The organism is Nocardiopsis sp. NPDC049922, assembly GCF_040660275.1.
Classification (GTDB): Bacteria; Actinomycetota; Actinomycetes; order Streptosporangiales; family Streptosporangiaceae; genus Nocardiopsis.
In genome coordinates, this window is the sequence record NZ_JBFAME010000008.1 from 287,293 (window position 1) to 311,244 (window position 23,952).

Consider the following 23,952-nt stretch of genomic DNA (forward strand, 5'->3'; position numbering starts at 1 on the left):
TCACGACCGCAGGAGCGCGACCGTGTCCCCGTGCGGGCGGACCACCGTCCGCACGGGCCGGTCGGTGAGCACGGCCAGTGCGGCGCGGTAGTCGGCGCCCCGGTCCAGGTCGGTCAGCCACGCCGCCTCCGGGCCGCCCCCGCCCGACCAGGACTCCAACCGGGCCTCGGCGTGCGGCGGGCTGACCACCACCCGCCGCAGCCCGCCCGACAACCCCAGCCCGGTCGCCTTGAGCAGGGCCTCCTTACGGGCCCAGTAGCCGAAGAACGCGCCGGTCCGCTCCAACGGCGGCAACGCGTCCCACACCGAGCGCTCCGCGTCCGCCAGCGTGTAGCCGACCAGCCCGTCCAGGTCGCGCGCCGCCGACACCCGCTCGACGTCCACCCCGACCGGCGCCTCCTCGGCGACCGCCAGCGCCACCCACTCGCCCGAGTGGCTGACCGACACCTCCCAGCCGCGCGCCGGACCGGACGGCACGGGCTTGCCGTGCGGCTCGCGCTCGCCCGGGTCCGCGCCCGTGCGCTCCTTCTCCTCGCACGACCGGCAGACCAGGTCGAAGGTCACCTCCTCGGGAGGGCACTGCGCCAGCCGGGCCAGGGCCAGCCGGGCCATCGCCCTGCCGAGCAGGTGGCGGTCGCGGTCGGTCTGGTGCCGGAAGCGGTCGTTGCGGGCGCGCTCCGTCCCGTCCAACAGGCGCAGGAGCCGGTCGGCCGCGTCGGAGGTGTGCGCCCACCACACCGTGGACGTCAGGGGCGTGAGGGTGGAACCGAGGGTCATACGCCCATTGTCGCTCCATGTGCCGACGGTTGGATGGTGTGAGCGCGACCGAAAACGGGAATCCGGTACTTGGCAGGTCAGCCCGTCCCCCTGGGAGGCCCGTATGTCCGTCGTGATGATGTTTGGAGCGGGAGCCATCATCGGTCTGGTGGCCCTGTCCGCGGTCCTCGTCGTCACCCTCCTCCTGGACGGGTCCGGTGCGGACGTTCCCCCCCCCACAGCGACAGGTCCGTACGCTAGGGACGCGCGGGACCGCACCCGTGCTGTCACCGGTACGGGAGAGGGGCCGCGTCCATGGCCGAGGAGAACCGCCCGGCGTTCGCCGCCGAACGCAGGGACCGCATCCTCGAACTCGTCCGCGCCCACGGCACTTTGTCCCTGCGCGACCTCGCCGCCCGGGTGGGCGCCTCCGAGGTCACCGTCCGCCGCGACGTGCGCGCTCTGGAGGCCGAGGGACTGGTCGACCGGCGGCGGGGCGGGGCGGCGCTCCCGGGACGGATCGGCCACGAGCAGAGCTACTCGGGCCGCAGCGGACAGTGCGCCGCGGAGAAGGCGGCCATCGCGGCCTCGGCCGCCCGGCTCGTGCGGCCGGGCGAGGCGATCGCGGTCGGCCCCGGCACCACCACCGAGGCCTTCGCCCGCGAACTGCTCACCCACACCGAACTGACCGTGGTCACCAACTCCCTGCGCGTGGCCGAGGCCCTGGCCGGAGCCGCCGGGGTCGAGGTGGTGATGACGGGCGGAACCCTGCACGGCCCGATCCGCGCCCTGGTCGGCGCCGCGGCCGAGCAGACCCTCGCCGGACTGCGCGTCACCCGGGCGTTCCTGACGGGCAACGGGGTCAGCGCCGACCGCGGGCTGAGCACCCCCAACCCGGCGGTGGCCAGTGTGGACCGGGCCCTGGCGGCGTGCGCGGAGGAGACCGTCGTGCTGGCCGACCACACCAAGATCGGCACCGACACCATGGTGCCCACGGTCGGCCCAGAGGAGATCGCCCACCTGGTCACCGACGCCGGCGCCGACCCGGAGGTGCTCATGACCCTGGAGGAGGTCGGGGCCCTCGTCCACGTCGCCGTGGTCGCCGGGGAGAGGGGGAAATGAGCGGGGCGCGGCACCCCGGACCGGACGAAAGGCGTACCCTTCCGTTCACGCACGCTTGTGCCGTTGGCGCCCTATGCGTGATCCTGGGCCCATTCCGTTCGACCACCGCCCCCGCACCGCCGTCCACACGCAGGAGCCGCCGCACATGCCCTCCCAGCCGACACCGCCGGAGCACGCCGGGTCCGCCCCGGCGCGCGTCACGCCCACGCCCGTCGCCCTGCCCGAACCCTGGTCGAAGGCGCGCCTGACCGTGGTCGTGCCCACCTACAACGAGGCGGCCAACCTCCCGGTGCTGGTCGGCCAGCTGATGGCGCTCGACCTGCCGAACCTCGGGGTCGTGGTCGTGGACGACAACTCGCCGGACGGCACCGGCGAGGTCGCCGACAAGCTCGCCGTCGAGCACCCGGGGCGCGTCTCCGTCGTGCACCGCACCCGCAAGGACGGGCTCGGCCGCGCCTACGTCGCGGGCATGATCCGCGCCCTCGACGACGGCGCGGACCTCGTGGTCCAGATGGACGCCGACCTCAGCCACCCCGCGGGCTACGTGCCCCAGCTGCTCGGCACCCTGCTGTCCACCAACTCCGACGTGGTCATCGGCAGCCGCTACGTCCCGGGCGGAAGCCTGTCCGAGAACTGGGGGACCGGCCGCCGCCTGCTGAGCGGATGGGCCAACGCCTACGTCAAGACCGTGCTGTCCATGCCGATCCGTGACATCACCGCGGGGTTCAAGATCTGGCGGGCCTCGACCCTGCGCGTGCTCGACCTGCCCAGCATCCAGAGCACCGGCTACGCGTTCCAGATCGAGATGCACTACCGGGCCTTCCGGCGGGGCCAGAAGATGATGGAGATCCCCATCCACTTCGAGGACCGCGTCGTCGGGGAGAGCAAACTGGACGGGGCGGTCGCCCTGGAGGCGGCCCTGCGCCCGTTGCGTCTGCGCCGGGCCGAGCGCCCGCGCCGCTGACCCCCGGCCCCGGTCGGGCCCGGTTCCTTCCCTTGTCCGCCCTGACCTGCGATCATCAGGGGCAACGGGGGAAGGAGGGGGCCACAGTGAGCGAACTACCCTATGACGTCAACGCCGACCTGGGGGACGACCCCCAGGAGACCGAGATCGCCGAGTGCGAGCGCGCGATCGACCCCGACTTCAACATCCTCGGCTACGACTTCGTGGACGACGACAGCCGGGGTGAGTGGGGGATCACCCAGGAGGTGCGCGCCGAACGGCAGCCGGTCATCCCGCACCAGCGGTGGGGCACCCAGCGCAGCGCGGAGGAGGACGCGGTGAGCGTTGTTCCGGAGTCGGACATCGCGGCCGAACCCGACGCCGCACCCGAGTCCGACGTGTGACCCTCGCCGGTCGGCGGGGCCCACCGGGTACACGGACCATCCGGACGATGCGGAGGGCGGCGGCCCGCTCGGGTCAGTCCGAGCCCTCCCGACCCGTCTCGTGCGTCTCGCCCGCGCTGGAGCCCGGGCACTCACGCATCGGCGGCCCCGACACCCCGCAGAACCGCGTCGGCCTTCCCGGGCCGACGGGACGCACCCCGGGACCCTCCTCCTCGACCTCCTCCTCCACCGCGGCGGGCGCCTCCTCCTCGGCGGCGGGCGCCTCCGCGGGGCCCGGCATCCGCCGGCGCGGCAGCGCGGCGGCGCACAGCGCGGCCAGCGCGCACGCCCCCGCCAGCAGCAGCGTCGCCGGGCCGAACCCCGCGGCGACCGTCTCCGTTCCCGCGCCCGGCCCTCCGGCCGCACCCCCGATCCCCACCGCGACCGGCACCGCCGCCACACCGATCAGCTGCGCGCCCCGGGCGAAGGTGTTGTTCACCCCCGAGGCCAGACCCGCGTGCCGCTCGGGGGCCGACGCCAGCACGGTCGCGGTCAGCGGCGCCACCGCCGTTGCCAGGCCCAGCGCGATCAGCAGCACCCCCGGCAGGACCCCGCCGACGTAGGAGTCCCCGGGGTCCAGCCGGGACAGCAGCACGAACCCGCCCGCCAGCAGCAGCGGGCCGACGATCAGCTGCGGACGCGGACCGATCCGCGCCGCCAACCGCCCCGAGCGCGCGGACAGCGCCAGCATGAGCGCGGTGATGGGCAGGGAGGCCGAGCCCGCCGCGATCGGCGAGTAGCCGCCCACCTCCTGGAGGTAGATGACCAGGAGGAACAGGAGCGGGCCGAGCGACCCGTAGATGAGGACGGTGGCCACGTTGGTCACCGTGAAGGCGGGGGAGGAGAAGATCCCCAGCGGCAGCATCGGCGCGGCGCTCGCCCGCTCCACCAGCACGAACGCGGCCAGCGCCAGCATCCCGACGACCACGCCCGTCCAGACGGCCGGTGTGCCGCCCACCGCGCCCCACTGGATCAGCGCGTAGGTGGTCCCGCCCAGCGCGACCACCCCCAGCAGCGCGCCCGGGTAGTCCAACCGCCGCGCGGCCGCCTCGTCCCGCGACTCCGGCACCCGCCACCAGGTGATCGCCAGGACCGCCACCGCCAGCGGCAGGTTGATGAGGAAGATCAGCCGCCAGTCGCCGACCTGCACCAACCAGCCGCCCACGAACGGCCCCACCGCCGCCGCCACGCCCGTCAGCCCCGACCACGCGCCGATCGCGCGTGCCCGGTCCTCCTCCCGGAAGCCCGCCTGGAGGATCGCCAGGCTCCCCGGCGTCAGCAGCGCCCCGCCGACCCCCTGCACGACCCGCCCCGCGACCAGCCACCCCAACGTGGGCGCGAACACGCACAGCGCCGAGGCCAGCGCGAACACCACCACGCCGACCATGAACAGCCGTACCCGGCCGAACCGGTCGGCCAGGGAGCCGCTGAGCAGGATGAGCGCCGACAGCGTGATCATGTAGCCGTTGACGATCCACTGCAGGCCGGACAAGCCGGTGTCCAGCTCGTCCTCGATGGCGGGCAGGGCCACCGTCACGACCGTGGAGTCCAGGAAGGCCATTCCCGAACCGAGGACCGTGGCCGCCAGCGTCCAGCGCGCGGTGGGGGTCCCCCACGCCACCGCGCCCGCCGCGACCGGGATTGACGTACGCACAGCACACCTCCGGCCCACCACAATAGGGCGTGTGCCGTGGATGCTGCCCGTCGCGAGCGGCGTATCCAGTGCGGCTGTCGCAAGGCCGAAGAAGGAGTAAGGGTGGGGTCCTTTCGACTGATGAGAACGCAGCGAGAGTTGTGCTGGGGCGTCGCGCAGCAGGGTACGTGTCCGCGGCACACGCCCTAAGGCGCGGCCCCCACCGGAGGGGACCGCGCCGCGTGTCACGTGCCCGTCAGGGCCGGAGCGCCGGGGGCGTCACTCGCTGGCCAGCGCCCCGGTGATCGAGGTGCCCGCCGCCCGTCGACCCGGGAGGACCGAGGCGAGCAGCCCGGCCAGGACGGCGACCGCGATGAACACCGCGATCTGACCGGCCGGGAGGCTGAACACCATGCCCGGCAGCACCGAGGCGGTCGCGGCCCAGCCGAACACCACGCCCAGCACGATGCCGATCCCCGCGCCGATCAGGCACAGCAGCACGGCCTCCACGCTGAGCATCCGGCGCAGCTGGCCCCGGGCCAGCCCCAGCGCCCGCAGCATCGCGGACTCGCGGGTGCGCTCCAGCACCGACAGCGCCATCGTGTTGGAGATGCCGAACACCGCGATGATGATCGCCAGGCCCAGCATCGCCGCGATGGTGTAGAAGGCGATGTCCATCATGTCCGAGAACTGCTCCTTGATCTCGGCCACGGACATGACCTGGAGCGTGGGTTCGTCCTCGACCGCGTCGTAGACCGCCGCGCGCAGCTCGGCCGGGTCGGCGTCCTGGACCCCGCGGATCATCAGGGCCTCGTCTCGGGTCGCCTCGGGGAACAGGGTGGCGAGGTCGTCCTCGTGGAGGTAGCCGCCGTAGGCTCCGACCCCGGCTTCGACGATCGCCGTGACCTCCAGGTCGACGTCGGCGTCCTCACTGGTCAGAGTGACGGTGTCACCCACACCCACGCCGCTGGTGTAGCCCTCCACCAGGGCGATCCGGCCGGGACCGACGTCGGTCAGGTCGCCCTCGACGGTGTCCATGGTCAGGTCGACGCCCATCTCCGCGCCGGTGTACGCCACGACGCCCACGGTCGCGCCGCCCTCGATGTCCAGGTATCCGCTGCGCTGCCCGAAGACCCCGGCGACGGTCGGCTCGTCCTCCAGGTCGCGGCGGACCTGCTCGGGGACGAAACCGAACCCGGCCGTGTCGGCGGGAGCGTCGCCTCCGGCGTCGGCCCCCTCCTCAGGGGCGCCCTCGGCGCCGTCGCCGACCTCGGTCGGCGCCGTGCCCGGCTCCTCCGTGCCCTGTGCGGCTTCGGGGCCCTCGACGGCCGCACCGGCGTCGGCGTCGGCGGAGACGTCCTCGGCGCCCGCGGGCTCCTCCAGGGAGAACTGCGGGTTGATCTGGTAGTCGACCGGGAACTCCTCCTCCAGCATCCGGGTCAGGGTCGACTCGGTGGAGGCGCTGACGACGGAGTAGCCGGTGATGAGCGTGGCGCCCACGGTCAGCGCGATCATCGCGGTGGCGGCGCGGCGCGGGCTGCGGACGGAGTTGTCCACGGCGAGCATGCTCGCCACGCCCACCCTGCGGAGGGGGAAGCCGACCAGGTGCACGATCCCGCGCACCAGGAGCGGACCCAGGACCACGACGCCCACGAACGCGACCAGGGCGGCGGCCGTGACGATGATCGGGCCCGTCTGGTTCGGGTCGGAGGCCTGGGTCAGGGCGATGAGACCACCGGCGACGGCGAAGGCCAGCACGCCGAACACGACGCGGATCCAGCCGGTGCCCTTCTCGATCCCGGAGGCGGTGGCGCTGGTCCGCAGGGCGGCCAGCGGGGCCACACGGGTGGCGCGCAGGGCGGGGACCATCGCGGAGACGACGGTGACGACCGTGCCGATGCCCAGCCCGGTCAGGATCGCGACCGGGGTGATGACCACCGGGACACCGCCTTCGGCGCCCATCGCCGGGGCCGCGTAGGCCGCGCCGGCGACGCCGATGCCCACGCCCGCCAGGACGCCCAGACCCGAGGCGACCAGGCCCACGACCGCGGACTCCAGCAGCACCGAGCGGAAGACCTGCGAGCGCTTGGCGCCCACGCACCGCAGCAGGGCCAGCTCGCGCTGGCGCTGGGCGATGAGGATGGCGAAGGTGTTGTAGATGACGATCCCGGCGACGAACATCGCGATGAACGCGAACAGCAGCAGCGCGACGCGGAAGATCTCGGTCTGGGCGCCGACGCCCTCGGCCATCTCCAGGCCGTACTCCTCGCCGGTCATGACCTCGGCGGAGTCGCCCAGCACGCCGGCGACGGCGTCGGAGACCTGCTCGGCGGTGTAACCCTCGGCGGCGATCGCGTCGATCTCGGCGTAGCCGGTCGCCCCCGTCATCTCCTCGATGGTGTCGGGAGCGAGGACCACGGCGCCGGTGAAGCTGTAGCCGGGGTCGACGCCGAAGTTCACCAGGCCGGTGACCTCGAACTCGCGCTCCTCCTGGTCGGGGTCGAGCACGGTCACGGTGTCGCCGACGGTGAAGCCCGCCTGCTCGGCGGTGGAGGTGGCCAGGGCGATCTCGTCGCCGGTCGAGGGAAGCTCGCCCTGCGCCGCGTCGAACCGGCTGGCGCCCTCGATGGAGACGGCGGCGGGCGGCGTGAAGCCGAGCGCGCGGCCGTCCTCGTCCAGCAGGACGGCCTGGCCGCGGACCAGGCCGTCGGCCTCGGCGACCTCGGGCAGGGCGCGGATCTCGGCCAGGTCGTCGGCGGACAGCGGCTCGGGCTCGACGTACTCGCCGTCCTCGCCCGGCTCCGCCTCGGCCGGTGTGGCGATGGCGTCGACGGAGCTGGCGGAGCCCATCACGGACTCCTCGTAGTTGGCGTTCAGGGTGTCGGCGAACACCATGGTCCCGGAGACGAACATGACGCCGAGCAGGATCGCCAGGACCGTCGTCACGTAGCGGGACTTGTGCAGCCGCAGCCCCGCGAGTGTCGTGCGCAGCATGCGGTCAGGCCTCCAGCTTCAGCAGCCGGGCGGAGACCAGCTCGGGATCGGGGTCGGTGACCTCGTCGACCAGCGCGCCGTCGCGCAGGAACACGACGCGGTCGGCGTAGGAGGCGGCCACGGGGTCGTGGGTGACCATGACGATGGTCTGGTTCAGGTCCTTGGCCGAGTCGCGCAGGAACGACAGGACCTCCGCGCCCGAACGCGAGTCCAGGTTGCCGGTGGGCTCGTCGGCGTAGACCACCTCGGGCGCGTTGAGCAGGGCGCGTGCCACGGCCACGCGCTGCTGCTGGCCGCCGGAGAGCTTGGCGGGCAGGTGGTCGAGGCGGTCGCGCAGCCCCACCACGTCGATGATGTGGTCGAAGCGCTGCTGGTCGACCTTGCGCTTGGCGATCTGCGACGGCAGCAGGATGTTCTGCTCGGCGGTCAGCATGGGCAGCAGGTTGAACGACTGGAAGATGAACCCGATCCGGTCGCGGCGCAGCAGGGTCAGTTCGCTGTCGCGCAGACCGGTGATCTGGGTGCGGCCCAGGTGCACGGTGCCGGACGTGGGCACGTCCAGGCCCGCCAGGCAGTGCATCAGGGTCGACTTGCCGGAGCCGGAGGGGCCCATGATCGCGGTGAACGCGCCCCGGTGGAAGTCCACGTCCACCCCGGCGAGGGCGTGGACCTGGCTGCCCCCGGTGTCGTAGGTCTTGGTGAGCCCGCGGGCGACCACCACCGGCGGGGCGGTGGCCGGGGGAACGGGCTGGACGGATGACGCGGTCACGGCAGACAACTCCAGAAAGACGGTGGACACGTGTCACCGGGTGGTTCGGGGGGTCGCCCCCGGTCCCGCCCGGTGTGGTTCCCACGCTAGGTCCGCCGCGATGCCCGACTCCTCCCCCCACGGGCCGAATCGCACCCCGGCCAAAGGGACGGGTCGGACGGACGGCCCCGACTCCAAGGTCGGGGGGCGGTACCGACTTTCGTTGGGGGTCGCCCCGGCGAGGGCGGGTGGATCCGGACCGCGGACAGGTCCGTGACCAGGAAGAACACGACGACACCGACGATCGGCCAGCGGGCGGCTCACTGTCGGCGAACGGCCGGGAGCGGCGGAGGGTCGACCATAGAATCCGGCGTATGAGGGAGCAGAACACGAGGGTACCGGGTGCCACCCCGCTGTGGCGGCTCGGCCCGGAGTGGTGGTGGAAGCGGCGTCTGCGCTTCGCCGACTGGTTCTACGCCGTCGGATCCTTCCCGTTCGTGGCGCTCTTCCAGATGGCCCCGGACAACGGGCTGCTGAACGGATTGGTCGGTCAGCTCACCCAGGGCGTCGGCACGCCCGTGACGGTGGTCCTGTTCGCCCTCATCGTCCTGGTGCCGTCGGGACTGGTCTTCCTGGCGATCCTGTTCCGCCGTTCGCGCCCGCACTGGCTGCTGGCCCTGGCCCTCGTGCTCCTGCTGGTCTTCGGCAACCTACTCCCGGCCGCGTTCGCCCTCTACTCCTACGCGGTGCACTTCTCCGACCGCAGGCTGCTCAGCGGGTGGTTCGCCCTCCAGGCCCTCGCGATGTACGCCGGGATGGACCTGTACGTGCTCGCCTACGTCGTCAACCTCGGGTTCTTCCTCGTGGTCCCGACGACCGTCGGGCTGTGGGTCGGCACGCGGCGACAGCTCATCGAGCGCCTCCAGGAGCGCGCCGAACGGCTGGAGCGTGAGCAGCACCTCATGGCCGAGCACGCCATCACCGCCGAACGCACCCGGATCGCCCGGGAGATGCACGACGTCGTGGCGCACCGGGTGAGCCTCATGGTGCTGCACGCGGGCGGCCTGGAGGTCTCGTCCGAGGATCCGCGCACGGTCGAGGCGGCCGGGCTCATCCGTACCACCGGCCGCGAGGCCCTCGCCGAACTGCGGAGCATCCTCGGGGTGCTGCGCGACGAGTCCGGCGCCGCCGCGCCCACCGCGCCGCAGCCCGGGCTGTCCGACCTCGACCGGCTGCTGGGGGAGTGGCGCGAGGCGGGGATGGTCGTGGACCGCGTCGAGCCCGAACCGCTCGGGGAGCTGCCCCCGACGGTGCAGCGCACCGCCTACCGGGTGGTCCAGGAGGGGCTGACCAACGCCGCCAAGCACGCGCGCGGCGCCCGGGTGACGCTGGGGCTGCGCCGGAGGGGCGCCGCCCTGGAGGTGGAGGTCGCCAACGGGCCCGCCACCACCGCGGCGCCGCCCCCACCGCACAGCGGGTACGGTCTTGCGGGTATCCGGGAGCGCGTCGCCCTGGTCGGCGGGTCGCTCACGGCGGGCCCCCGGTTCGACGGCGGGTGGCGGCTGAGCGTCGTCCTTCCCGTGCACGGGGGACACGAGGCGGAAGGGGAGTGACCGACGGTGATCCGCACCATCCTGGTCGACGACGAGAACCTGGTCCGGTCCGGGCTGCGGATGATCCTGGAGGCGGCACCCGACATCGAGGTGGTCGGGGAGGGCGGGGACGGCGAGGAGGCCGTCCGGCTCGCCCGGGAGCTGTCGCCCGACGTGGTCCTGCTCGACATCCGCATGCCGGGCACCGACGGACTCAGCGCCGCCGCGCGCCTGACGCGGCTGCCGAACGCGCCCCGTGTGGTCCTGCTCACCACGTTCGACCTGGACGAGTACGTGCACCGGGCGCTGCGCGCGGGCGCCGTCGGGTTCCTGCTCAAGGACACCCCGCCGCGCGACCTCATCGCCGCCGTGCGCACGGTGCACGAGGGCAACGCCATGCTCGCGCCGAGCGTGACCAAGCGCATGCTCGAACGCTTCGCCGTCCCCGAGCCCGCCGGGGCCGCCGCGGAGCGCGCCGAGGCCGAGCGGCGGCTGTCGGTGCTGAGCGAGCGCGAACGGGCGGTGCTGGTCGCCGTGGCCAAGGGCATGTCCAACGCCGAGGCCGGGCGTGCGCTGGGGATGCGGGAGGCGACGGTCAAGGCGCACGTCAGCCGGATCCTGTCCAAACTGGGCATGTCCAACCGCGTGCAGGCCGCCATCCTCGCCCACGACGCCGGGTGGGCCTGAGCCCCCGCGAGGGCGGGCACGCGCTCCGCCCGGATCCGCGTTCGTACACCTCAGTTGCCGCTACCGCCCGGTAGCTCGGTACTCTGCAAGGCGATCCCACCCCCGGAAGATCCATGTCGTGGCTGGTGACGCCAGCCGCAGGAGAAGAGGTGCCCCTATGTCGCGATCGGTTCTGGTCACCGGCGGCAACCGCGGAATCGGCCTGGCCATCGCCCGAGAGCTCGCCGCCGGAGGCGACGACGTCGCCGTGACCCACCGCTCGGGAGAGCCGCCGGAGGGCCTGCTCGGGGTGCGCTGCGACATCACCGACTCCGCGCAGGTCGACGCGGCGTTCAAGGAGGTCGAGGAGGCGCAGGGGCCCGTCGAGGTGCTCGTCGCCAACGCCGGGATCACCAAGGACCAGCTCCTCGCCCTGATGAGCGAGGACGACTTCTCCTCGGTCCTGGACACCAACCTGACCGGGGCGTTCCGCGTCGCCAAGCGCGCCGTGCGCGGCATGATGCGCAAGCGCGGCGGCCGCATCATCCTCATCTCCTCCGTGGTGGGCCTGCTCGGCTCCGGCGGACAGGCCAACTACGCGGCCTCCAAGGCCGGACTGGTCGGCTTCGGCCGCTCGCTCGCCCGCGAGCTCGGTTCCCGCAACATCACGGTCAACGTCGTGGCCCCCGGTTTCATCGAGACCGACATGACCGCGCAGCTCGGCGAGGACCGCCAGGCCGAGATCAGGAAGAACATCCCGCTCGGGCGGATCGGCGGCACCGAGGACATCGCCAAGACCGTGGGCTTCCTCGCCGGTCCCGGGGCCGCCTACATCACCGGCGCCGTCATCCCCGTGGACGGCGGCATGGGCATGGGCCACTAGCAACCCACCTCCACCCGCACCAGCCACCGGACCACCCCCGCCGGCCAGACCAGAATCAGGAAACCCCATGGGACTTCTCGAAGGTAAGCGCATCCTCGTCACCGGGGTGCTCACCGACTCCTCCATCGCCTTCCACGTCGCCCGCCTCGCCCAGGAGCAGGGCGCGACCGTCGTGCTCACCGGCTACGGCCGCATGAGCCTCGTGGAGCGCGTCGCCAAGCGGCTGCCCGAGACCCCGCCGGTCCTGGAGCTGGACGTCACCGACGACGAGCAGCTCGGCACGCTGGCCGCCCGTGTGGGCGAGCACGTCGACGGCGTCGACGGCATCGTGCACTCGATCGGCTTCACCCCGCAGGACGCGCTGGGCGGCAACTTCCTCAACACCCAGTGGTCGGACGTGGCCACCGCCATGCACACGTCCACCTTCTCGCTGAAGGCGCTCACCACCTCGCTCATGCCGCTGATGAAGAACGGCGGTTCCGTGGTGGCGCTGGACTTCGACAACAGCGTCTCCTACCCCATCTACGACTGGATGGGCGTGGCCAAGTCCGCGCTGACCTCCACCGCGCGCTACCTGGCCCGCTACGTCGGCGACCAGGACATCCGGGTCAACCTGGTCTCGGCCGGCCCGCTCAGCACCATGGCCGCGCGCAGCATCCCGGGCTTCGCCGAGCTGGCCAAGCACTGGCCGGAGCGCGCGCCGCTGGGCTGGGACGTCACCGACCCGGAGCCCGCGGCCAAGGCCGTCGTGGCGCTGCTGTCGGACTGGTTCCCGGCGACCACCGGCGAGATCGTGCACGTGGACGGCGGCTTCCACTCCACCGGGGCCTGACCGCCCGCTCTCGTTCGTGGGCGCCCCGAACGGGCGCCCACGAACGCAGGGGACGTGACGCGGGTACGCCGTCGGCGGTCCGCGCCGGGCGGGCGTCGGCGACGCCCCCGACACCCTGATCGCCGCGGCCCACAGGTCCTTCGCGGCCCGGATCGACGGAACCAGCGCCGCGAACCGGCGCGCTCGGATCGAGGAGTCGCTCAGGCGGCACGCCGAGGAGCACGCCCGCCGCCACGGCGGGAACTGATCCGGCACGTCCGACACGGCGTCCGACCGGGCCGGTGTAACCTGCGCCCGGACGAGCGGACGGGCGGCGCGGGCCGCGAGGAGGGGGAACACATGGATCTGCACCTGACGGGCGCGCGGGTCGTCATCACGGGGGCCAGCCGGGGGATCGGCCGTGCCATCGCCGACGTCTTCGCCGACGAGGGGGCCGACCTCGCGATCTGCGCGCGCGACCCCGAACCGCTGGAGGAGGCGGCCGAGGAGCTGCGACTGACCGGCGCGACCGTGTTCGCCCGGGCCCTGGACGTCGCCGACGCGCCCGCGCTGGACTCCTTCGTCGACGACGCCGCCGAGATCCTGGGCGGGATCGACGTGCTGGTCTCCAACGTCTCCGCGGGCAGCAGCCGCACCCCCGACCAGTGGGAGCGCAACTTCGGCGCCGACGTCCTGCCGTTCGTGCGCATGGCCGAACGCGCCCACCCGCACCTGGAGGCCTCCGAGCGCGGCGGTGCGGTGGTCCTCATCTCCACCACCTCCGCCCTGCACACCACCCGCCCCGCCGGGCCCGCCGCCTACGGGGCGCTCAAGGCCGCGCTCAACCACCACGCCGCCTCGCTCGCACGGTCGTGGGCGCCCGAGGGGATCCGCGTCAACACCGTCTCGCCCGGCCCGACCGAGTTCCCCGGCGGAGGTTGGGACCGGCGCCGGGAGAACGACCCCGAGTTCTACGCGACCATCCGCGGCCGCATCCCCTACGGCCGCCTCGGCCGTCCGGAGGAGGTGGCCCGCGCCGCCGCCTACCTGGCCAGCCCCGCCGCCAGTTACATCACCGGCAACAACCTGGTGGTGGACGGCGGGTTCCTCGACCGGGTCTGAACCGCGGGCCGTACGCGACGGCCGGCCGCACCGCCGCGGCCTCCTCGGCGCTCGGGGGTTCCTCCGGATAACCATACGGTCATACGATTATTACCATACGCTGATACGGTTATGTCGTGCCAAGAACAGCGGACCACGCTCTCAGGCGTGCACAGATCACCCGGGCCGTGCGCGAGATGATCGCCGAGACCGGCCTGGACACCGTCACCGTCTCCCGCACGGCCGCGCGCGCCGGGATGTCGGTCGGGCTCGTGCAGCACTACTTCCGGGCCAAGGACGACATGCTCCTGCACGCGTTCCAGGAGGTCAGCACGGAGATCGCCGACCGGGTCGCCCGGGTCGTGCGCGAGGGCGCCACCCACCGGCGGACCATCGCCGACGTCCTGCTGGACGCCCTCGCCGAACACCTGCCGCTCGACGGCCCCCGCCGCGCCGAGTTCCGGGTCGTGCGCGCCTTCGCCGGGCGGGCCCTGGACAGCCCCGCCCTCGCCGAGGTGGACGCGCGCACCGCCGAGGCCGTGCACGCGGAGATCGCCCGGGCGGTGCGCGACGGCACCGAGTGCGGCGAGGTCGAACCGGACGTGGACGCCGACACCGCCGCCACGCGCATCGCCTCGGTGGCCGAGGGCCTGGCCACCCGCGTGTACCGGGGCGCACCGGGCGTCGCCGACCACGCCCGCGCGGCCCTGCGCGCGGAGCTCGGCACCGTGTTCACCGGCCGCTGCCGCCAGCACGAGGGCTGACCTCGACGAAACAGCCCCGTTCGGCATCCGGAGCGGCCAGGATGGGGGAGTACCGAACTCTCGTCCTCGGAGGCAACCACGATGGTGGAACGAACGGCGGCGGAGCCCGCGGATTCCGCCTCCGCCCCACGGTCCCCACTCGATCTACGCGTGGTCGCCGACCACCTCGACGTCCCGAAGGCGTGCCGGGTGGAGATCCTGGCCGGGGCCGTCGTGATCAGCCCGCCGCAGCCGAAGAAGCACGGCGGGGCCGTTCGGCGGCTCCACGCCCAGTCGCTCGGCCAGCTGCCCCAGGATCGTTGTGCGGTGCAGGTGTGCTCCGTCGGTGTCCCCGAGGGGGAGGACTACGCCACGCCGGACCTCATGGTGGTTCGCTCCACGGCCCTTGACGACGACGGCTGGCTGGTCAGACCCGACGACGTCGACTGCGTGGTCGAGGTGGTCTCACCGGGCAACGCCGCCAACGACACGAAGATCAAGCCGTCCCTGTACGCGCGGTGGCGGATCCCCCTCTACCTCATCATCGACCCGAGGTCCGCGACCACCCGCCTGTACTGGGACCCGAAGGACGGGGAGTACCAGGCCCGGCACGACGCCGAGTTCGGCACCGACGTGGTCCTGCCCGAACCGCTCAAGGACGTCCGGATCGACACGTCCGTCTTCCCCCGGTACGGCGGCTGACCCGCGCCCCTACGCCTCCCGCAGCACCCGCACCAGCCGCGTCGTCCGCTCCGCGCCCGCGTTCTCCCGCACACCCGTCTCCAGCGCGCCGCCCGTGGCGTCCACCAACGACACGTGCCGCACCGCCCGGGTCAGCGCCGTGTACACCTGCGGGCGCGACACCGGGACCTCCGGCGGGAACACCGCCACCACGGCGGGCCACCGGCCCCCGTGCGCCGCGGCCACCGTCACCGCCCAGCCCGGCCGCAGCGCCGACGGGTCCGCCACCGACACCCGCCGCCCGTCGGCCAGCTCGACCACCGCCACCTCGCCCACCTCGCGCAGGACACCCGTGTCGCCCGGCCCGTACCCGGGGCCCTCGGCGACCAGCAGCACGCGGTCGCCCACGTCGAAGCCCCCGTGCGCGCCCGGTCCCGGGTTCAACCGCTCCTTGCACGCCGCGTTGAGCGCGCCCGCGCCCGCCGGTCCGTCCTCCCGCGCCGCCACGACCTGCACGTCCTCGGGGGCGATGCCGAGCGCGCGCGGGATCGAGTCCGTGAGCAGCTGCACCACCCGGTGCGCGGCCTCCTCCGCGGACGTGGCGGGCACCCGGACCACCTCGCGCTCCGGCGCCGCCACCTCCGGCACGCCCCCCTCGGCCACCGCCTGGGCCAGCGCGGCGACGGGCCCGGGCTCGCCCGGGTCGGCGACCTCGGCCACGTGCGCGGTCCGGGAGGCCGCCACGTCCACCACCACCCGACCCGGGGTCGCGGACGGCGCCTGGTGCGGGTCGGCGACCAGCACCAGGTGGGCGCCGTCGGCGCACGACGAGGCCAGCTCGGCCGCCCGCGCCACGCCCACCGACATCGCCTCGCACAGCACCACCAACCCGACCTCCAGCGGCGCCCGCGCCAGCAGCTCGGGCAGGGACACGGCGCGGAGTTCGGGTTCGCCCTCGCCCCAGCAGCGGGCCAGTTCCCGGTTCACCTCGGCCGCCGCCTGCGCGGTCGGCGCGGCCACGGCGACGCCCACCTGGCTGTCAGCGGCGATCGCGTGCAGGCACACCAGGGCCCGGGCCACCTCGGCGGCGTCTCCCGGACCGTGCCGCAGCACCGTGACCGGGCGCAGCGCCACGGTGACCAGCGCCTCGCGCGTGCGCTCCGACAGCGTGAACTCGTGCCGCTCGACCGCCGCGTCCACGGTCTCGGCCGCGGTCAGCGCGTCCATGATCGGGTCGTTGCCGCCGATCAACCGCGCCAGCTGCTCACCCAGGCGCTGTTCGGCGTGGCCGATGCCGGGCAGGGCGTGGAACCGCTCGGCGTCCGGGAGGTCGGGGACCCCGCCCTCGGCGAAGTCGACGTCGTCGTCGGTGTCGTCGGTGCTCTCGAAGACCACCGAGGAGCCGTCGGCCACGGCCGCGTCCAGGGCCGCCGCGGGGTTGGTCACCCCCAGCTCGCCGACGATCGTCGTCAGCCGCCGCTCCTCGACCGCCGTGTGTCCGCGCCGTGCCGACCGCCGCAGCACGTGGGCGGTCAGCGCGCTCAGCCGCCGGGGATCGTCCGGCCGGGCCGCGTCGCCCAGGTGCCGACGCGCGCAGTAGTCGGCCTGCTCGACGGTCACCGCCGGCAGCCGCAGCAGCAGCCACGGGTTGGTCTCCAGTTCGGCGGCGGCCCCCGGGCCCAGCTCCGCGGCCAGGCGCGGCGCCAGGGCGTGCGGCGCCCCCATCCGGTCGAGGACGGCACTGACCTGTTCCACAGCGTCGGACACCTCGGGTGGTTCCCCTCGTCACGCGGTTCGGATGACCCTGGGAGCCTACCGACTCGCGGTGACCGTCCGCTCCGGGTTCAGCGCCGGTCGGCGCCCGCCGTCAGCGTCCCCGCCCGGAGGTGGCGTCGTCCAGAGCGTCCCGGATCTCCGGGGGCAGTTCCACCGCCTCCACCCGCAGGATCCCCTCCAGCTGGGGGAGCGTGCGCGGACCGACCACCGCGGTGGCCACCCCCTCCTGGTCGCGCGCCCAGCTCAGCGCGACCGCCAGCGGCGGCACGCCCAGGCCATCGGCGGCCGTGCACACCGACTCGACCACGCGGCGGCTGTGCTCGTCCAGGTAGGGCTCGACGTAGGGCGCCATGTGCGGGAACGCCGCCCGCGAGTCCGGCGGCACCCCGTTGCGGTACTTGGCGCTGAGCACCCCGCGACCCAGTGGCGACCACGCGATCAGATGGGCGTCGGAGGCGGCCGCAGCCGGGCGCAGCGCCCGGTCGGCGTCCCGGTTGAGCAGGGAGTACTCCGCCCCCGCGCTCACCAGCGGCACGCGTGCGGGCTGGGCCCGCTGCCACGTCGCCAGGGTGGCGAACTGCCACGCCTCCAGGTTCCCCGTGCCCACGTACCGCGCCTTGCCCGCCGCGACCGCGGTCTCCATCGCCGCCAGGGACTCCTCCGGCGGTGTGGCGGGGTCGAACACGTGCAGCTGCCACAGGTCGACGTACTCGGTCTGGAGCCGCCGCAGCGACGCGTCCAACGAGGCGAGCAGGTGCCGCCGGGAGCCGTCCACCGGGCGGTACCCCTCCGGAGTGTGCCCCGTCTTGGTGGCGACCACCACGTCCTCGCGGCGCACCGCGGCGTTCAGCAACCGGCCCAGGATGCGTTCGCTCTGCCCGCCCGTGTAGATGTCGGCGGTGTCCACGAGCGTGCCGCCCGCGTCGACGAACGCGGTGAGCTGCTGCCCGGCCTCCTCCTCGGAGGTGTCCTTACCCCAGGTCATCGTGCCCAGGGCGGTGCGTGACACCCACAGTCCTGATCTGCCCACCTGTCGCTGTTCCATGCGGCGGAGGGTACCGTGTCCGTCTGACCGGGGTCCGGGGCTGTGCGCTCCGACGAGGGCTCCGGGCCACCCGGGACGCGCGGGCCCACCCGACCACCGTGTCTCTCCGGTCGAGGCTGTGTCGTGGCCAGGGCGTGTTCCGTGGGTGCTGCCCGTCGCGAGCGGCGTCTCCAGTGCGGCTGTCGCAAGGCCGAAGAAGGAGTAAGCCTGGGTGTGCTTTCGACTGATGAGAACGCAGCGAGAGTTGTGCTGGGGCGTCGCGCAGCAGGGTATGTGTCCGCGGCACACGCCCTAGGGTGGTGCCATGGCGACACCCGAAGCAGACCAGGACGCCCGTCCCCCCGCGGCCGAGGCGGTCACCCTCCTCCTCGTCCGCCACGGCATGACCGACGCCACCGGCCCCCGCCTCGCGGGGCGCGCCGAGGGTGTCCACCTCAACGACACCGGCCGCGCGCAGGCCACCCGCCTGGCCCACCGGCTCGCGGAGCTGCGCCCCGCCGCGCTGGTGTCCAGCCCGCTCGAACGGTGCCGGGAGACCGCGGAGGCGGTCGGCGAACACCTCGGCGTCGCGGTCACGCCCGACGACCGCCTGATCGAGTGCGACTACGGGACCTGGACCGGCCGGGGGCTGGAGGAGCTCACCGCCGAACCCCTGTGGCGGGTGGTCCAGGACCACCCCAGCGCGGCGCGCTTCCCCGGCGGGGAGGCCCTCGCCACGGCCTCGGCGCGCGCCGTCGAGGCGGTCCGCGACTGGAACGGCCGCGTGCTGCGGACCCCGGCCGACGGTGAACAGGGGCCGCCCGTGTACGTCGTGTGCAGCCACGGCGACATCATCAAGGCGATCGTCGCCGACGCGCTCGGCCTGCACCTGGACCTCTTCCAACGCCTGCGCGTCGACCCCTGTTCGATCACCTCCATCACCTACACCCGCACGCGTCCCTTCCTCAACACGCTCAACGACACGGGGGAGGGGCTGGCGGGCAGCCTGCCGACCCGGGCCGAGGCACGCGGCGACGCGGCGGTCGGCGGCGGCGCCGGAGGGCGCTCGAACGGCTCCGACACCGCCTGACGTGCGCGGCGGCCGCCTCAGGCCGCCGCGATCGTGTTCTGGCCCACGACGATCCTCCAGCCCTCCTCGCCGCGGGCGAAGACGTACACGGCGCTGCCCCCCGGTCCCTCCGCCGGGGCGCCGTCGGCGTCGGCCGGGGTCTGCGCCACGTGCACGGCGACCACGTCCGGGCGGATCTCCAGGACCTCGGCGACCCGGTAGCGGGCGTAGGCGTCGGCGAGCTTCGGCATGACCTCCTCGTTGAGGACGATGACGGCGTCGCGGCCCCGCACCCGCCTGCCGAGCGCGTTGGTCCACAGCGAGTCGGCGGCGAAGTGCCCGCCCAGGGCGACCGGGTCGTGGGCGTTGAAGGCGTCCTCGAAGCTCTGGACGAGGGCGTGGATCTCGGAGTGACGCGTGGTGGTCATGGTGTCTCCCGAAGTCGTCGGTGGGGGCGGAGCCGGTGCGCTCCGGGAGAGAGCGAACTACGTCAAGTTAACTTGATGTCAAGCACGGGGGCGATGGGGCAACGCGCGCCCTCCATCCCTTAGGGTTCATGGCATGCCCGTCTTTCAGTTCAACCCGCCGGAGCGGTTCGTCGCCGGAACGGTCGGCCAGCCGGGAGACCGCACCTTCTTCCTCCAGGCCGTGGGGGAGGGGCGGATCACCAGTGTCGTCCTGGAGAAGGCCCAGGTCGAGGCATTGGCGACCCGAATCGAGGAGCTGCTGGAAGAGGTGCACCGCCGGTTCGGGACACCGCCGGGTGACACCACCCCGCCCGAGGACGACGGCCCCCTCCAACAGCCGATCGAGCAGGACTTCCGGGTGGGCACGCTCGCCCTGGCCTGGGACGCCGAGGCCGCCCGCGTCATCGTCGAGGCCCAGGAGATCGACGAGTCCGCCGGTGAGGACCTGGTCGAGGACGACGAGGAGGAGCTGGAGGTCTTCGCCGAGGAGGCGCCCGCGCACCGCGACGTCCTGCGTGTCTACCTGACCCCCGGCGAGGCCCGCGCGTTCGCGGGGCGCGCCATGAAGGTCGTGGCCGCGGGGCGCCCCGACTGCCCGCTGTGCGGCCGTCCCCTGGACCCCAGCGGTCACATCTGTGCCCGACAGAACGGGTACCGGCCGGACCGCCTCGTGTGACACCGGTGCCGATGACGACCGCACACGGCGGCCCCGTCGCGCGCACGCCGCGGGGGATCGGATGAACGACACCACCGACGCCTTCGACGGCCTCGACGCCGCCGCGGGTCTCGACCTGCTCCGCACCGGCCAGATCACCGTCGAGGGCCGCCTGACCTCGGCCTCCAACGCCACCCTGTACTGCACGGTCGCCGACGGCGCCCGCTCGGCCGCCTGCGTCTACAAGCCCGTGGCGGGGGAGCGGCCCCTGTGGGACTTCCCCGACGGCACGCTGGCGGGCCGCGAGGTGTCGGCCTTCGCCGTCTCCGAGGCCCTGGGCTGGGGAATCGTCCCTCCCACCGTGCACCGGGACGGCCCGTTCGGCGAGGGCATGGTGCAGCTGTGGGTGCACGGCGACACGACCGTGGACCTGGTCGCGCTCTCCCGCGAGACCGACAACCCCGACCTGCGCCACATGGCGGTCTTCGACGCGGTCATCAACAACTCCGACCGCAAGATCGGCCACCTGCTGCCCACCCCCGGCGGCCACCTGTACGGCTGCGACCACGGCGTCTCCTTCGCCGAGGACTACAAGCTGCGCACGGTGCTGTGGCAGTGGCGGGGCGAACCGCTCACCGAGGACGCCCTGGCCGCCCTGGAGTCGGTCCGCGACCAGCTCAAGGACCCCGGCAGCGCGCTGTCCGACGTGCTCGGCCGTCACCTCACCGAGCCGGAGGTGTACGCGCTGGGCGTCCGGGTCGACCTGCTCATCCACCACCGGATCCACCCGTACCCGGCGCCCGACTGGCCGTCGGTGCCCTGGCCGCCGGTCTGAGCTCCGTCGTGACCGCGCCCCTCCGGCACGTGGACCGGGCGACCCTCGACCGAGCCCCCCTGGTGTGAACCCTGTCCCCTACTGGGGGGTAGGAATGGCGCCCCGTGGGTCGTAGACGGCACAATGGGGCCCGTGAGCAACGAAAACGAGTGGAACTACCTCTTCGACATGGACGGCGTGCTCGTCCGCGAGCAGCACCTCGTCCCCGGCGCGGACGCGTTGATCGCCGAGCTGCGGGAGAACGAGATCCCGTTCATGGTGCTGACCAACAACTCCATCTTCACCCCTCGCGACCTACGTGCTCGTTTGCTCAACACGGGGTTGGACATCCCGGAGGAGTCCATCTGGACCTCGGCCCTGGCCACGGCCCAGTTCCTCCAGACCCAGCGGCCCAACGGGTCGGCCTACGTCGTCGGCGAGTCCGGGCTGACCACGGCGCTGCACAACGTCGGGTACGTGATGACGGAGAACGACCCGGACTACGTGGTGCTCGGTGAGACCCGCACCTACAGCTTCGAGGCGATAACCCGCGCCATCCGCCTGGTGCGGGCCGGTGCGCGGTTCATCGCCACCAACCCGGACGAGACCGGTCCCAGCGCCGAGGGCCCGCTGCCCGCGACGGGCGCGGTCGCGGCGCTGATCGAGAAGGCCACCGGCCGCCGCCCGTACTTCGTGGGCAAGCCCAACCCGCTGATGATGCGTTCCGCGCTGCGGCGGATCGGCGCGCACTCGGAGAACACGCTGATGGTCGGGGACCGCATGGACACCGACGTCCTCAGCGGCCTGGAGGCGGGCCTCCAGACCGTCCTGGTCCTGTCGGGCATCTCCGTTCGCGACACCGCCGAGCAGTTCCCCTACCGGCCCACCCGCGTGATCGAGTCGGTGAAGGAGCTCGTGGGCTGCACCCGCGACCCGTTCGGCCAGAAGGACTGACCCGCGGCCGGAGGGACCGACCGGCTCCGGGCACGACGAACGGGCGGCGGACGCGTGTCCACCGCCCGTGTCGGGTCGCCGTCGGTCGGGCGCTAGCGCTGCCTGGCGAGCTCCTCGACCTTCGCCGCCTCCTCGCGGCGGCGTTCGCGCAGCAGGGCGAGGCGCTCGGCGAGGACCTCCTCGAGGTCCTCCATGCTCCGGCGCTCCAGCAGCATGTCCCAGTGGGTCCGAACCGGCTTGGCGTTCTTGGGCTCCTCACCGGTCCCGTCCCGCCGCCGGGCGCGGTCGCCGCAGAAGCGACACTCCCATTCGGCGGGGATCTCGGCCTCCGTCGCGAAGGTGACCGAGAAGCGGTGGCCCCGGGTGCAGTCGTAGGTGACCTCCTGCCGGGGAGCCAGGTCGGTGTTGCGGTCGTTCTCGTAGCTCGTCGCCCCGAGCCGGGTGCCGCGAAGTGCTCGCTCGGCCATCGTGTGGGTGCCTCCAGGCGCTCGTGCGGTCTCGCGGGATGTAACGCGTCGGTCCACGTCAAGATTCCCCACTGGCCTGAGGTCGAACCACCCGGGATGCCGGGGCGCCGTCCTCACTCCACCGGGGCGCGTCCCCGCCGTGTGGCGCCGCCGCCGATGAGGGGCGGGGTGATCGGCGGTGGAGAGACCGTCGCGGTCGGTGCGGTTCCCGGTGTCGCGGGTTTCCCCGTCGGCGCGCGGCGGAATGAATCACATCCGACATGAGACACCATCCTTCTCAGGAGTTCACTCCGTGCGCCTCGTGGGGGAACGCCATGGTCCCGACACGTCTGCTCGCCGCCGCGGCCCTGCTCGCGGTGACCGGATGCGGGCCCTTCCCCCTGCGGGACGGGGACCCCGGCGTGGGTCCGCGGGGCGCTCCACCGGCCACGGCCTCGCCCGACTCCGGCCCCGCGCCGTACCGGGCGCGCGAACCCGCGGCCGAACCCGGGCCCGCCCCGGACTCCTCCCCGGGAGCGGAGGATCGGACACAGGGCGAGGGAACGGCGCCCGGCCGGCCACCGGCGGCCGGGGAGCGGGCCCCGCACTCGCTCGCCGCCGACGCCTATGTCGCCGCCCTGGCCGCCTCCTCCGACCCCGACCGGATGCGCGAGGGACTGGACGAGGCCGCCGAGGACTCCCCGGCCCGCACCTATCTCCTGCACCACACGGCCGTCGCGCGTGCCTGGGCGGACGGGGGACGCACGCTGACCGACCCGGAGGCCGACCGCACCGACACGGGGTACCGGGTCTGCCGTGATGTGGCCGAGGAGGGGTACTGGGGCAGGGACCGGGACTCCGACCGGCGCTGCGTCGAGCTCACCGACTTCGCCTACGACGACGGACGCGTGGCCCGGTTCCGCGTCGACGGCGTCGATCCCTCCGGGGCCCTGGTCGAGGGCGGACGGGCCCGCGTCGGGAGCGGCGGGGTCGAGGCCGCCGTGGTGAGCGCCTATCGGCCGGTCGGCCAGACGGTCCTGGTCGTCACGCTGGACATCACCACCGCCGACAGCGCCGATCTCGGCCTCCCGGGGGCCCGGTACCGGACAACCACCGGTGAGTACCGGCGCGCGGACCGGGCGGCCGGTCGGTACGAGCTCGACGCCGGGGGCTCCACCAGCGCCGCCCTGTACTTCCCCGACGCCCACCCGGGCGGCACCGTCCTCGTCGGCGGATGCCTGGAGGAGTGCTCCGCCCTGGTCAAGCTCGCGCTCCCCGTCGCCTGATCCCACGGCACGCGCCCGGCTGCGCCCTTCCGGCGCCGCCGTGAACCCTAAGAATTCCTTATCCGACACCTAAGGTCCCATGAAGTCCGATGTGTCGGACTTTTTCCCTGCTTTACCTTCGTCATCACCGGTCACATCCGTGGCCGGTTCGACGGGACCGGGACCGTGCGCTCCCGCGTCCGACCAGGTCGACGAAGACCGATGGAGGAGGCAACGTGACGCTCACCCAGGCGGCCGGAACGGCCGGAACCGCGCCAGCACTGCCCGGCCGGACCCGCGACACGACCCCCGAACCCCTGCCCGTGGACGTGCGGCGGCGCATCTCCGCTCTGGCCCGCACCCCCC

The 23,952-nt window shown here is 73.4% G+C and carries 23 protein-coding genes; 15 read left to right on the forward strand and 8 right to left on the reverse strand.

What is annotated here, in order from left to right:
- Window positions 1-777 (reverse strand): 4'-phosphopantetheinyl transferase superfamily protein, encoded by a 777-nt coding sequence (locus AB0I72_RS17350; RefSeq protein ID WP_358569154.1) that lies wholly within the window; start codon window positions 775-777, stop codon window positions 1-3.
- A 294-nt stretch (window positions 778-1,071) separates the two neighbouring features.
- On the opposite strand from AB0I72_RS17350, the gene AB0I72_RS17355 reads away from it, so the two are divergent.
- From AB0I72_RS17355 to AB0I72_RS17365, 3 genes are all read left to right on the forward strand, one after another.
- A complete protein-coding gene (locus tag AB0I72_RS17355) occupies window positions 1,072-1,878 on the forward strand; it encodes a DeoR/GlpR family DNA-binding transcription regulator (protein WP_358569157.1) in 807 nt (268 codons plus the stop codon).
- 145 nt (window positions 1,879-2,023) lie between these two features.
- Window positions 2,024-2,842 carry a polyprenol monophosphomannose synthase gene (locus AB0I72_RS17360; RefSeq protein WP_358569160.1) on the forward strand — a complete coding sequence of 273 codons (819 nt, stop codon included), beginning with the start codon at window positions 2,024-2,026 and terminating at the stop codon, window positions 2,840-2,842.
- 86 nt (window positions 2,843-2,928) lie between these two features.
- The gene (locus AB0I72_RS17365; RefSeq protein WP_358569163.1) at window positions 2,929-3,225 is read left to right on the forward strand and encodes a hypothetical protein; all 297 of its coding nucleotides are present in this window, start codon (window positions 2,929-2,931) and stop codon (window positions 3,223-3,225) included.
- 73 nt (window positions 3,226-3,298) lie between these two features.
- Here AB0I72_RS17365 and AB0I72_RS17370 read toward each other — a convergent pair whose 3' ends face one another.
- The 3 genes from AB0I72_RS17370 to AB0I72_RS17380 form a co-directional block, all read right to left on the reverse strand.
- Window positions 3,299-4,918: an MFS transporter gene (locus AB0I72_RS17370; protein WP_358569166.1), complete on the reverse strand. Its 1,620-nt coding sequence runs from the start codon at window positions 4,916-4,918 to the stop codon at window positions 3,299-3,301.
- Between the two features lie 258 nt (window positions 4,919-5,176).
- Window positions 5,177-7,891: an FtsX-like permease family protein gene (locus AB0I72_RS17375; RefSeq protein WP_358569169.1), complete on the reverse strand. Its 2,715-nt coding sequence runs from the start codon at window positions 7,889-7,891 to the stop codon at window positions 5,177-5,179.
- A 4-nt stretch (window positions 7,892-7,895) separates the two neighbouring features.
- Window positions 7,896-8,660 (reverse strand): ABC transporter ATP-binding protein, encoded by a 765-nt coding sequence (locus tag AB0I72_RS17380; RefSeq protein ID WP_358569172.1) that lies wholly within the window; start codon window positions 8,658-8,660, stop codon window positions 7,896-7,898.
- Window positions 8,661-9,013: 353 nt separating this feature from the next.
- Here AB0I72_RS17380 and AB0I72_RS17385 point away from each other — a divergent pair, with 353 nt between their 5' ends.
- The 7 genes from AB0I72_RS17385 to AB0I72_RS17415 all read left to right on the forward strand — a co-directional run bounded on the left by AB0I72_RS17385 (window position 9,014) and on the right by AB0I72_RS17415 (window position 15,137).
- On the forward strand, window positions 9,014-10,252 hold the full coding sequence (locus AB0I72_RS17385) for a histidine kinase (RefSeq protein ID WP_358569175.1): 1,239 nt from the start codon (window positions 9,014-9,016) through the stop codon (window positions 10,250-10,252).
- A gap of 6 nt (window positions 10,253-10,258) precedes the next feature.
- On the forward strand, window positions 10,259-10,918 hold the full coding sequence (locus AB0I72_RS17390) for a response regulator transcription factor (RefSeq protein ID WP_358569178.1): 660 nt from the start codon (window positions 10,259-10,261) through the stop codon (window positions 10,916-10,918).
- Window positions 10,919-11,075: 157 nt separating this feature from the next.
- A complete protein-coding gene (locus tag AB0I72_RS17395; RefSeq protein ID WP_358569181.1) occupies window positions 11,076-11,780 on the forward strand; it encodes a beta-ketoacyl-ACP reductase in 705 nt (234 codons plus the stop codon).
- Between the two features lie 67 nt (window positions 11,781-11,847).
- The gene (fabI, locus tag AB0I72_RS17400) at window positions 11,848-12,612 is read left to right on the forward strand and encodes an enoyl-ACP reductase FabI (RefSeq protein WP_358569184.1); all 765 of its coding nucleotides are present in this window, start codon (window positions 11,848-11,850) and stop codon (window positions 12,610-12,612) included.
- Between the two features lie 339 nt (window positions 12,613-12,951).
- The gene (locus tag AB0I72_RS17405; protein ID WP_358569187.1) at window positions 12,952-13,713 is read left to right on the forward strand and encodes an SDR family oxidoreductase; all 762 of its coding nucleotides are present in this window, start codon (window positions 12,952-12,954) and stop codon (window positions 13,711-13,713) included.
- A 116-nt stretch (window positions 13,714-13,829) separates the two neighbouring features.
- A complete protein-coding gene (locus AB0I72_RS17410; protein WP_358569190.1) occupies window positions 13,830-14,456 on the forward strand; it encodes a TetR/AcrR family transcriptional regulator in 627 nt (208 codons plus the stop codon).
- A 150-nt stretch (window positions 14,457-14,606) separates the two neighbouring features.
- Entirely contained in the window at window positions 14,607-15,137 is a 531-nt protein-coding gene (locus tag AB0I72_RS17415; protein ID WP_358569193.1) for a Uma2 family endonuclease, read from the forward strand.
- Between the two features lie 9 nt (window positions 15,138-15,146).
- Here AB0I72_RS17415 and AB0I72_RS17420 read toward each other — a convergent pair whose 3' ends face one another.
- Together AB0I72_RS17420 and AB0I72_RS17425 are read right to left on the reverse strand one after the other, a co-directional pair.
- Window positions 15,147-16,883, reverse strand: coding sequence for a helix-hairpin-helix domain-containing protein (locus AB0I72_RS17420; RefSeq protein ID WP_358569196.1), 1,737 nt, complete (start codon window positions 16,881-16,883; stop codon window positions 15,147-15,149).
- A gap of 100 nt (window positions 16,884-16,983) precedes the next feature.
- The gene (locus AB0I72_RS17425; protein ID WP_358569198.1) at window positions 16,984-17,937 is read right to left on the reverse strand and encodes an aldo/keto reductase; all 954 of its coding nucleotides are present in this window, start codon (window positions 17,935-17,937) and stop codon (window positions 16,984-16,986) included.
- A gap of 304 nt (window positions 17,938-18,241) precedes the next feature.
- Between AB0I72_RS17425 and AB0I72_RS17430 the strand changes: the two genes are divergently transcribed.
- Entirely contained in the window at window positions 18,242-19,006 is a 765-nt protein-coding gene (locus tag AB0I72_RS17430; protein WP_358569201.1) for an MSMEG_4193 family putative phosphomutase, read from the forward strand.
- A 17-nt stretch (window positions 19,007-19,023) separates the two neighbouring features.
- On the opposite strand, the gene AB0I72_RS17435 is transcribed toward AB0I72_RS17430, so the two are convergent.
- The gene (locus AB0I72_RS17435) at window positions 19,024-19,413 is read right to left on the reverse strand and encodes an SgcJ/EcaC family oxidoreductase (protein WP_358569204.1); all 390 of its coding nucleotides are present in this window, start codon (window positions 19,411-19,413) and stop codon (window positions 19,024-19,026) included.
- Window positions 19,414-19,546: 133 nt separating this feature from the next.
- On the opposite strand from AB0I72_RS17435, the gene AB0I72_RS17440 reads away from it, so the two are divergent.
- The 3 genes from AB0I72_RS17440 (at window position 19,547) to AB0I72_RS17450 (ending at window position 21,875) form a co-directional block, all read left to right on the forward strand.
- On the forward strand, window positions 19,547-20,128 hold the full coding sequence (locus tag AB0I72_RS17440; RefSeq protein WP_358569207.1) for a DUF3090 domain-containing protein: 582 nt from the start codon (window positions 19,547-19,549) through the stop codon (window positions 20,126-20,128).
- Between the two features lie 61 nt (window positions 20,129-20,189).
- The gene (locus AB0I72_RS17445; protein ID WP_358569210.1) at window positions 20,190-20,942 is read left to right on the forward strand and encodes an SCO1664 family protein; all 753 of its coding nucleotides are present in this window, start codon (window positions 20,190-20,192) and stop codon (window positions 20,940-20,942) included.
- 123 nt (window positions 20,943-21,065) lie between these two features.
- Window positions 21,066-21,875 carry an HAD-IIA family hydrolase gene (locus AB0I72_RS17450; protein WP_358569212.1) on the forward strand — a complete coding sequence of 270 codons (810 nt, stop codon included), beginning with the start codon at window positions 21,066-21,068 and terminating at the stop codon, window positions 21,873-21,875.
- A gap of 92 nt (window positions 21,876-21,967) precedes the next feature.
- On the opposite strand, the gene AB0I72_RS17455 is transcribed toward AB0I72_RS17450, so the two are convergent.
- Window positions 21,968-22,342: an RNA polymerase-binding protein RbpA gene (locus AB0I72_RS17455; RefSeq protein WP_358569215.1), complete on the reverse strand. Its 375-nt coding sequence runs from the start codon at window positions 22,340-22,342 to the stop codon at window positions 21,968-21,970.
- 314 nt (window positions 22,343-22,656) lie between these two features.
- On the opposite strand from AB0I72_RS17455, the gene AB0I72_RS17460 reads away from it, so the two are divergent.
- Window positions 22,657-23,607 carry a hypothetical protein gene (locus AB0I72_RS17460; protein ID WP_358569218.1) on the forward strand — a complete coding sequence of 317 codons (951 nt, stop codon included), beginning with the start codon at window positions 22,657-22,659 and terminating at the stop codon, window positions 23,605-23,607.
- Window positions 23,608-23,952: the final 345 nt, after the last annotated feature.

What these genes read in the sequence shown, in the direction of transcription:
- AB0I72_RS17350 (WP_358569154.1), bottom strand. Translation starts at nt 777, where the DNA reads ATGACCCTCGGTTCCACCCTCACGCCCCTGACGTCCACGGTGTGGTGG.
- AB0I72_RS17355 (WP_358569157.1), top strand. Translation starts at nt 1,072, where the DNA reads ATGGCCGAGGAGAACCGCCCGGCGTTCGCCGCCGAACGCAGGGACCGC.
- AB0I72_RS17360 (WP_358569160.1), top strand. Translation starts at nt 2,024, where the DNA reads ATGCCCTCCCAGCCGACACCGCCGGAGCACGCCGGGTCCGCCCCGGCG.
- AB0I72_RS17375 (WP_358569169.1), bottom strand. Translation starts at nt 7,891, where the DNA reads ATGCTGCGCACGACACTCGCGGGGCTGCGGCTGCACAAGTCCCGCTAC.
- AB0I72_RS17385 (WP_358569175.1), top strand. Translation starts at nt 9,014, where the DNA reads ATGAGGGAGCAGAACACGAGGGTACCGGGTGCCACCCCGCTGTGGCGG.
- AB0I72_RS17395 (WP_358569181.1), top strand. Translation starts at nt 11,076, where the DNA reads ATGTCGCGATCGGTTCTGGTCACCGGCGGCAACCGCGGAATCGGCCTG.
- fabI (WP_358569184.1), top strand. Translation starts at nt 11,848, where the DNA reads ATGGGACTTCTCGAAGGTAAGCGCATCCTCGTCACCGGGGTGCTCACC.
- AB0I72_RS17405 (WP_358569187.1), top strand. Translation starts at nt 12,952, where the DNA reads ATGGATCTGCACCTGACGGGCGCGCGGGTCGTCATCACGGGGGCCAGC.
- AB0I72_RS17425 (WP_358569198.1), bottom strand. Translation starts at nt 17,937, where the DNA reads ATGGAACAGCGACAGGTGGGCAGATCAGGACTGTGGGTGTCACGCACC.
- AB0I72_RS17430 (WP_358569201.1), top strand. Translation starts at nt 18,242, where the DNA reads ATGGCGACACCCGAAGCAGACCAGGACGCCCGTCCCCCCGCGGCCGAG.
- AB0I72_RS17435 (WP_358569204.1), bottom strand. Translation starts at nt 19,413, where the DNA reads ATGACCACCACGCGTCACTCCGAGATCCACGCCCTCGTCCAGAGCTTC.
- AB0I72_RS17440 (WP_358569207.1), top strand. Translation starts at nt 19,547, where the DNA reads ATGCCCGTCTTTCAGTTCAACCCGCCGGAGCGGTTCGTCGCCGGAACG.
- AB0I72_RS17445 (WP_358569210.1), top strand. Translation starts at nt 20,190, where the DNA reads ATGAACGACACCACCGACGCCTTCGACGGCCTCGACGCCGCCGCGGGT.
- AB0I72_RS17450 (WP_358569212.1), top strand. Translation starts at nt 21,066, where the DNA reads ATGGGGCCCGTGAGCAACGAAAACGAGTGGAACTACCTCTTCGACATG.
- AB0I72_RS17455 (WP_358569215.1), bottom strand. Translation starts at nt 22,342, where the DNA reads ATGGCCGAGCGAGCACTTCGCGGCACCCGGCTCGGGGCGACGAGCTAC.
- AB0I72_RS17460 (WP_358569218.1), top strand. Translation starts at nt 22,657, where the DNA reads ATGGTCCCGACACGTCTGCTCGCCGCCGCGGCCCTGCTCGCGGTGACC.